Source organism: Streptomyces sp. NPDC047515 (assembly GCF_040643055.1).
In the GTDB taxonomy this organism is placed as follows: Bacteria; Actinomycetota; Actinomycetes; order Streptomycetales; family Streptomycetaceae; genus Streptomyces.
In genome coordinates, this window is record NZ_JBEYTM010000121.1 from 1 (window position 1) to 6,662 (window position 6,662).

The following is a 6,662-nucleotide window of genomic DNA, read 5'->3' on the forward strand; positions in this document are numbered from 1 at the left end:
CGGGGCATCCAACTCCACCTGCTCGACCTCCTCGGCCTGGAACCCACACAACCCCGCTGGCCACAGACCTGAACGAGCTACCCGCGAAGTACGGAACTAGTCGGCGGACGCGGGCGGTGCGGTCGGTGAGGGTGTCGCGGCCGGGGGCGTGGGCGCCGGGATCGCCGGGGGTGCGGGCGTGGGCGCGGTGGGAATCGCCGGAGTAGTGGGAGCGGTCGGTGCCGCCGCCGCGCCGGGAGACCAGGACAGCTTGACCAGCAGATGGCCCTCGACCGCGCTCTTGGCGATCACGGCCCCGGCCTCGGCCGTGATCTTCACTCCGAACTCCAGCTCCACACCGTCCGGTTTCAGGGCACCGTCCCGGAAGACCGCGAGCGCGGACTCGGCCGCCGAACGGATCCCGGTGAGTGCGCTGTCGAACGTACGCCCGGCTCTGGCCAGGGTGTTGTCGTCGCCCAGTGCGACGAGATGAGCGCCCGGCGTATGGCGGTCGACCTCGACCGTGACCGTCGCGCCGCTGTCGGTGGTGAACTCCATCAGTGCCGTCATGACCGCCCCCGGGAAGCTGATTCCGTACGCCGACGAGGTTAGCGTGTGCGGCATGGGCGACAGGTACGAAGAGTGGGCGTCGAGGTTCGACGGCGCGACCCTGTGGACGCTGAGTGTGCCGGCCGGATCGGCCCATGCGGTGCTGCCGGACGGCTGCATGGACCTGCTCTGGATCGACGGACGGCTGCTCGTCGCCGGACCCGACACCCGTGCCGCGACGACGGCCGTCGGGACCGGCGGGCGGTACATCGGCATCCGCTTCGCGCCCGGCACGGCCCCCGCGCTGCTCGGTGCGCCGGCGCACGAACTGCGCGACCGCCGGGTCGATCTCGCGGACCTGTGGCCGGGCGCGCTGGTCCGGGAGCTCACCGAGCGCCTCGCGCAAGCCCCCGACCCCACCGCCGGGCTGGAGGCCATCGCGCTGCGACGAGCGGTCGGCGCGGCTCCGCCGGACCCGCTGACGCGGTCCGTCGCCGTGCAACTCGGTGACGGCCGGCCCGTCGCCGACATCGCGCGGACGGTGGGCCTCGGCGCCCGTCAGCTGCACCGCCGGTCGCTCGCGGCCTTCGGCTACGGGCCCAAGACACTTGGCCGGATCCTGCGGCTGCAGCGCGCGCTCGCCCTCGCCCGGTCCGGAACGCCCTACGCCGAGGCCGCCGTCGCGGTGGGCTGCACCGACCAGGCCCATCTCGCACGGGAGATGCGCGACCTGGCCGGGACCACCCTGACCGCCCATCTGGCGCCCTCGTGAGGTGGCCGGACGGGCCCCGGGCTCAGCCGTTGGCGGCGAACAGCGACACCGCGCAGCCGTCCGGGTCGAGGACCGTCGCGTAACGCTGCCCCCACACCGCGTCCCACGGCTTCAGATGTCCCCGGTACCCGGCGCCGGTCAGGTCGTCGTACACCGCGTCCACCTCCGCCGGGCTGTCGCAGAGAAAGGCGAGCCCGAGACGTTCCCCGCCGTGCGGCGGGGCCCATTCGGGATCGAACGAGCGGGTGACCTCCTCGGTGTCCCACAACAGGCGCTGCCCGCCCGGGAGTGTCACTTCGACGTGAGGTGCGGATTCCGCGTCGGTGGGGATGTCGAGACCGAGCCGACGGTAGAAGGTGAGCGACGCGGCCAGATCCGCGGTGATGATGCCGATCGCGTCCATGCGTGGAGTCATGCTCCGACCGTAGGACGGACACTGTCACGAGTCTTGTACGAAACGGACATGGGCGGTGAACCACGATGCCGCGGGGCCGCAGGACGTTCGGCGCTGCGGGGGGCTGCGGGGGCTGCAGGGGAGGGGGCCTGCGTCGGCGTGGGCGGCGTGCGGGCGGGCCTGCCGGGAGCAGGATCCCCGGCAGGCCCGTCCCGCCCTTCACCCCCGCCGTCATGGCGAGCAGCACCGCCCCGCCGTCACGGCGACGGGGTGCTCGCCGTGCAGTCGGCGGGTGATGTTCCCCGGTCGGTCAGCGCCAGTCCGAGCTGGGCGCGTTCGGTCACCCAGCGGCTCGGGCGGTGACGCGGGTCGCCCGTCGTGATGTGCAGCGCCCGGTGCAGCTCCAGCATCCGCTCGGCGCCGATCCGGTCGCCCCAGGCCAGCGGGCCGACGGGGTAGCCGAGCCCGGCCGTCACGGCCAGGTCGATGTCGGCGGGGGCGGCGATGGAGCGCTCCGCGATCGATGCCGCGACCGACACGATCGAGGCGAGCAGCCGCTGGGCGACCGAGCCCGCCGTGTCCCGCACCACCGAGACCGCGTACCCGGCCTCGCCGTCCTCGGCGCGGGCCAGCACGGCGCGGGCGTCACGCGCGGCGGACGGGTCCGCTGCCGGGGTCACGGCCAGCACCCGGCGCCGACCGGCCGCGGGCAGCGGGTCCACGCCGAAGGTGCGCCCCGCCGGCAGCCGGTGCGCGGCCACCGCGGAAGCCACCGTGGTGCCCCAGACCGGAACGAGTACGAGGGCGTCGGCGGAGGGCTCCGTGCCGGTCTCGACGACGGCGCCCGCCGTGGTCAGCGCCGCACGCAGCGTGGTCGCGTCCTGGCCCTGCGGTGCGGCGCCGTGGACGAACACCGGGCGGTCCGCGTTGCCCGTGACGGGCGGTTCGGGGGCCGGGCCGGGTGCCTCGGGGCCGTGCTCGAACCAGCCGCGCCCGGTCTTGCGGCCGTGCAGCCCGGCGGCCAGCCGGTTCGGGGTGAGGTAGGAGGGACGGAGCCGGTCCGCGTACCGGAACCCCGTCCAGATCGAGTCGATCACCGTGGCCGTCACGTCCAGACCCGTGAGGTCCATCAGCTCGAACGGGCCCATCCGCAGCCCGAGCACCTCGCGGGCGATCCGGTCGATGCCCGCCGGGTCGGCGACCGTCTCCTCCAGGAGCGCGAGCGCCTCGGTCACCAGGCCGCGGCCCGCGTGATTGACCAGGAAGCCGGGGGTGTCCGCGACCGTGACCGCACGGTGTCCACAGCTCTCGACGAGTGCGGTGAGGGCGGGCGGGATCTCCGGACGGGTGGCCGCGCCAGGCACCACCTCCACGATTCTCATCAGCGGCACCGGATTGAAGAAGTGCAGCCCGGCCAGGCGCGTCGGATCCTTCAGCGCCGCGGCGATCCGGGTGACCGACAGGGAGGAGGTGTTGGTCGCGAAGACGGCCGTCGCGGGCAGGGCCTCCTCCAGCCGGCCGAAGACCTCCGTCTTGGTGTCGAGGTCCTCCCGCACGGCCTCGATGACCAGTTCCACGTCCGGGCCCGCCGCCCACGGGTCGTCCAGCGGGATCAGCCGCTCCAGGGCGGCTGCGGAGTCCTCGGCGGGCATCCGGCCCTTCTGCACGGCCCGTTCGAGCATGGACCGTACGAAGTCCACGGCGGCCGTCACCGCCTCCGTCCGTACGTCGCACAGCTCGACGGTGTGTCCGGCGGTCGCCGCCCACTGGGCGATGCCGCGGCCCATGGCCCCGGCGCCGACGATCCTGATGCGCATGGCGGTTGCGGTCCTCTCGGGATGTGACATGTGATCCGTCTCAGCGAAGACAGACGCGGTCCGGGTCCACGTCCTCGCACAGCAGCCGCAGTTCGGCCGAGGTCGGCGGGGGGACCGTCCCGACCGTGTCGGCGATCCGCAGGTCCCGGCCGGTGGCCGCCCGCACCTGGTCGACGGTGACGCCCGGGTGGACGGCGACCAGCCGCAGCTCCTCGCCGATGTCCGCGCGGGCCAGGATGCCCAGTTCGGTGATGACCCGGGTGACACCGGCGCCCGGCGGCCGGTACGTGGCGTCCGTCCTGTCTCCCCGGTCCGTCGTGGCCACGGTGCTCCTCCGGCTGTGCGTGCGCGTCCTGTTGTATGCGCGTCGCCCCACCGTGTCAGCGGCCATTGAGTGCTGTCCAATATCAAATTAAGGTCCGACCAAGACGTCTGATGAATGAATCCGGTCGGTGGGGACCGGTGGTCCGAGGAGCGGACATGGAATTGCGTCATCTGTCCGCGTTCGTCGCCGTGGCGGAGGAGCTGCACTTCGGGCGGGCCGCCAAACGGCTGCAGATGGCCCAGCCGCCGCTGAGCCAGCAGATCAGGCAGCTGGAGAAGGAGCTGGGCGTGCAGCTCTTCGAACGCAACACCCGGTCGGTGCGGCTGACGAGCGCGGGGGAGTCCTTCCTCCAGCCGGTGCGGACCGTCCTCGACGACCTCGACACCGCGGTGCGGGCGGCGAAGGCGGCGGGCCGGGGCGAGTACGGGCGGGTCACCATCGGCTTCGCGGGCGCCTCCAGTCACGAGACCCTGCCGCTCCTCACCCGGGCCGTGCGCGCCGCACACCCCGCCCTTGAGCTGGTCATGAGGGGGCAGACGTACGCCAACGTCGCGCTCGACCGGGTAGCGGACGGCTCGCTCGACCTGGGGTTCGTCCGGCTGCCGGTGACCCAGCCGGCGGTGGCGTACCGGGTGATCGACGAGGAGGAGCTGGTGTGTGCGCTGCCCTCCGACCATCGGCTCGCCCGGCTGGAGAGCGTCCCGATCGCGGTCCTGGCCGAGGAGCCCTTCGTCTCCTTCCCCGCCAACACCGGCTCCACCGTGCGCGATGCGATGGTCGGGGCCTGCGACTCCGCCGGGTTCAACCCGCGCGTGGTGCAGGAGGCGCCCGACTCGTACACCATCCTGGCGCTGGTCGCCGCAGGCGTCGGCGTGACGGTCACCGTCACCTCTGTCCAGCACATCCAGCAGAACGGCCTCGTCTACCGCCCCCTCTCCGGACCCCCCATCCGCCTACAGGCGGCGCTGGCCTGGCGGTCCGACAACCCCTCCGCCGCACTGCGGGCGGTGCTCGCGGTGGCGGAGGAGGCGCTGCCCACGCCGGCGGGTCCGGTAAATGCGACGGACGTGATGGGCGCGTTGGACGCGTTGGATCGCGTGGGCCCGGCCGGGCCCCGATCCGCCGTGAGCCGCAATTGAGACGCACCACGTCTCGAACCAGGGTGAACTGGATATTGGACCGACTCCGTCGTCGGGTGCGAGGGTCGGCGACACACGCCCCTCGTCGCCGGAAGGGCAAAGACGCGCCCCTCGCCACCGAAAGGTCACGCCGTGCCCGACCAGCAGCTCGATGTCGTCATCTGTGAACCGCTGCGCACCCCCATCGGCCGTTTCGGCGGAGTGTTCGCCCAGCAGACTCCGGCCGCGCTCGCCGCTCGCGTCATCGCCGAGGTCGTCGCCCGCACCGGGATCGATCCGGCCACGGTCGACGAGGTCATCCTCGGGCACGCCTACCCGTCCGCCGAGGCCCCCGCCATCGGGCGGGTCGCCGCCCTCGACGCCGGGCTGCCGCAGACCGTCACCGGCTCCCAGACCGACCGCCGTTGCGGCTCCGGGCTCCAGGCCGTCCTCGACGCGGCGATGCAGATCCGGGCGGGCTTCAGCGATGTCGTCATCGCGGGCGGCGTCGACGTGATGAGCGCAGCCCCGTACTACACGCACGAAGGGCGCTGGGGCATCAAGGGCCCCGGTCTCCAGCTCCACGACGCGCTGGCCAGGGGTCGGGTGACCGCGGGCGGCATCAACCACCCCGTGCCCGGCGGGATGATCGAGACCGCCGAGAACCTGCGCCGTGCCTACGGCATCAGCCGCGCCGACCAGGACGCCCTCGCGCTGCGCTCGCAACAGCGCGCCGGCCGGGCCGCCACGCAGGGGCGGTACGACGCGGAGATCGTTCCCGTCACCGTACGGACCCGCAAGGGCGAGACCGTCGTGACCGCGGACGAGCACCCCCGCCCCGACACCACCGCCGAGCAACTTGCCGCGCTGCGGCCGATCATGGCGAAGTCCGACCCCGCCGCGACCGTCACGGCCGGCAACGCCAGCGGGCAGAACGACGCGGCCGCCGCCTGCCTGGTGACCAGCGCGGCCACCGCCGAACGGCTCGGCCTCGACCCGCTGGTCCGGCTGGTCTCCTTCGCGCGCGCCGGGGTGCCCGCCGCGACCATGGGCATCGGTCCCGTCCCGGCGACCCGGGCCGCCCTCGACCGCGCCGGACTCACCCTCGCCGACCTCGACCTGATCGAGGTCAACGAGGCCTTCGCCGCCCAAGTGATCGCCTGCACACGCGAGTGGGGACTCGGTGATGCCGACCACGAGCAGCGCATCAACGTCAACGGCTCCGGCGTCTCCCTCGGCCATCCGGTCGGCGCCACCGGTGCCCGTATCCTCGCCACGCTCACCCGCGAACTGCACCGCCGCGAGGCCCGGTACGGCCTGGAGACCATGTGCATCGGCGGGGGCCAGGGCCTTGCCGCGATCTTCGAACGCATCGCTTCCTGAGGTGGGGCCGTCGGCGGTGGGACGCACGGCGTCCCACCGCAGCCGCGATTCAGGGTCCGCGAAGCCGGCGCGCGTGGCGCAGCCGTCGACGCACTTCTCCCCCTGAGGGCCGGGGCGAGGGCGCGTTGGGTACCGGCGGCGAGGGGGACGGAGCGCCTGAGAGCCTGTCGGGCGGCCTCTGATCGGGCGGCCACGCCCTGGCACGCACTCCCCCAATGCCTTGAGGGCCAGGGGGGTGCCTCTATGTCGTTCGTCAATCCCGCGCTGTCGGTTTTGGGGGTGTTGGTCCCATTCATGCGGCGAGGGTGACGGTGGGGGTTCGGGA

General features: G+C 73.2%; 5 protein-coding genes and 2 pseudogenes. 3 read left to right on the forward strand and 4 right to left on the reverse strand.

What is annotated here, in order from left to right:
* Positions 1–231 precede the first annotated feature (231 nt).
* Positions 232–549 (reverse strand): annotated as a pseudogene (locus ABZ826_RS38490) (CU044_2847 family protein); the annotation flags it as partial.
* Positions 550–601: 52 nt separating this feature from the next.
* Between ABZ826_RS38490 and ABZ826_RS38495 the strand changes: the two are divergent.
* Positions 602–1,300 (forward strand): DUF6597 domain-containing transcriptional factor, encoded by a 699-nt coding sequence (locus ABZ826_RS38495; protein ID WP_361459131.1) that lies wholly within the window; start codon positions 602–604, stop codon positions 1,298–1,300.
* 22 nt (positions 1,301–1,322) lie between these two features.
* Here ABZ826_RS38495 and ABZ826_RS38500 read toward each other — a convergent pair whose 3' ends face one another.
* The 3 genes and pseudogenes from ABZ826_RS38500 to ABZ826_RS38510 all read right to left on the reverse strand — a co-directional run.
* Complete coding sequence (locus ABZ826_RS38500; RefSeq protein ID WP_361459133.1) at positions 1,323–1,715, reverse strand: VOC family protein; 393 nt, start codon at positions 1,713–1,715, stop codon at positions 1,323–1,325.
* Between the two features lie 236 nt (positions 1,716–1,951).
* The gene (locus tag ABZ826_RS38505; protein ID WP_361459135.1) at positions 1,952–3,511 is read right to left on the reverse strand and encodes a 3-hydroxyacyl-CoA dehydrogenase; all 1,560 of its coding nucleotides are present in this window, start codon (positions 3,509–3,511) and stop codon (positions 1,952–1,954) included.
* A 40-nt stretch (positions 3,512–3,551) separates the two neighbouring features.
* Positions 3,552–3,794: pseudogene (locus tag ABZ826_RS38510) on the reverse strand (3-oxoadipate--succinyl-CoA transferase subunit B); the annotation flags it as partial.
* 197 nt (positions 3,795–3,991) lie between these two features.
* Between ABZ826_RS38510 and ABZ826_RS38515 the strand changes: the two are divergent.
* Positions 3,992–4,975 carry a LysR substrate-binding domain-containing protein gene (locus ABZ826_RS38515; protein WP_361459137.1) on the forward strand — a complete coding sequence of 328 codons (984 nt, stop codon included), beginning with the start codon at positions 3,992–3,994 and terminating at the stop codon, positions 4,973–4,975.
* A 132-nt stretch (positions 4,976–5,107) separates the two neighbouring features.
* Positions 5,108–6,337, forward strand: coding sequence for an acetyl-CoA C-acetyltransferase (locus tag ABZ826_RS38520; protein ID WP_361459139.1), 1,230 nt, complete (start codon positions 5,108–5,110; stop codon positions 6,335–6,337).
* Positions 6,338–6,662: the final 325 nt, after the last annotated feature.

Excerpts from the sequence above, each read along its gene's own strand:
- ABZ826_RS38495 (WP_361459131.1), top strand. The coding sequence starts at position 602 with ATGGGCGACAGGTACGAAGAGTGGGCGTCGAGGTTCGACGGCGCGACC.
- ABZ826_RS38500 (WP_361459133.1), bottom strand. The coding sequence starts at position 1,715 with ATGACTCCACGCATGGACGCGATCGGCATCATCACCGCGGATCTGGCC.
- ABZ826_RS38505 (WP_361459135.1), bottom strand. The coding sequence starts at position 3,511 with ATGCGCATCAGGATCGTCGGCGCCGGGGCCATGGGCCGCGGCATCGCC.
- ABZ826_RS38515 (WP_361459137.1), top strand. The coding sequence starts at position 3,992 with ATGGAATTGCGTCATCTGTCCGCGTTCGTCGCCGTGGCGGAGGAGCTG.